Raw genomic sequence first — 1,140 nt, forward strand, 5'->3', positions numbered from 1 at the left:
GATAAAAGTTCTCTACGATGATGGGACATATTCGAGCTTAAGCAACGAGGTGAGTGCTACATAGGGTTTTCATAGAAATTAGAGAACAATAAACACAAATTATTAACAAATGAAATGCAAATTATTAACCGATGAAACAAAAAGGCGTAATTTTTCTGGCAATCTTGCTTTTTGCGGCTAAGGCTGTTGCTCAAGACATTGAGGCGATGATTAACGCACCTATCCTCGCTGTTAATGGTGGTGTTTCGGCAAATCAGATTGCGACTATTACGCCCGGCGATTCCACGGCAACCAACCCTTATTCGCTCTTTTTGGCGGGAAACCTCAATCTGAACTTTTTTGGTGTGGTCGATATTCCGTTGTCCTTTGCCTACACCAATCAGGAATTGAGCAAAGATGCCTCGTTGCCGTTCAACCGGTTTTCCATTTCGCCGTCCTACAAGTGGGTGAAAGTGTATGCAGGCTATACCTCCATGCAGTTTTCGCCCTATTCGCTTGCCGGTCACGAACTGTTTGGCGGTGGCTTTGTAAATCAAAATCCGTTCGACTTTCTTTTCCGTCTTGATTGTCCATGTCAGTGTCACTTCGCCATCCACTTCCCGCTTTTTTAATCTGATTTCGTCACTTTTTTCGCCGGGTGCCTTTTTTTGCACCGGAGTGGACGGCTCGGAAAATAGCCCGCTGTCGTCTTCGGCTCGCACTTGATAGATATACGTTTCCCCTGCCTGTACGCTATTGTCTTGATAGGTTGATTGCTTTTCAGGTACTTTTTTAGGACGTTTTTCGATGCTTGTCAGGAGTTGAAAAGTCGTGTCGGCGACCTCTTTTTTATAAACATGATGCCGCACCACATCATCGCTGGAACTGTTGAACCAAGTTATTACAAAAGCGTTTTTCTTTTCTGCAACGCCTTGAATCACAGGCGATACGGGCGGAATAATGTCCGGACGTTTCAATTCCAAAACAGCACTCAGTGCCGATTGATTAAGTCGCAAATCTTCTGCCCGAAGCCGGTAATAGACCTGTTTGGTCAGGGTTTTCAGATTGACGGAATCCGTAAAAAAAGTGTCGGCAATCATGGTGGACGTGACGAGAATAAACTCAAAATCAGGGCGATTGCTCCGATAAACACGGTAGCCG

General features: G+C 45.0%; 1 protein-coding gene. It reads right to left on the reverse strand.

Annotated features, from left to right (window positions below):
• Positions 1–56: 56 nt before the first annotated feature.
• Positions 57–1,140: fibronectin type III domain-containing protein (locus ASC50_RS00955; RefSeq protein ID WP_226995305.1), on the reverse strand; the 1,084-nt coding region annotated here is incomplete at its 5' end.

This window comes from Candidatus Symbiothrix dinenymphae (assembly GCF_001431085.1).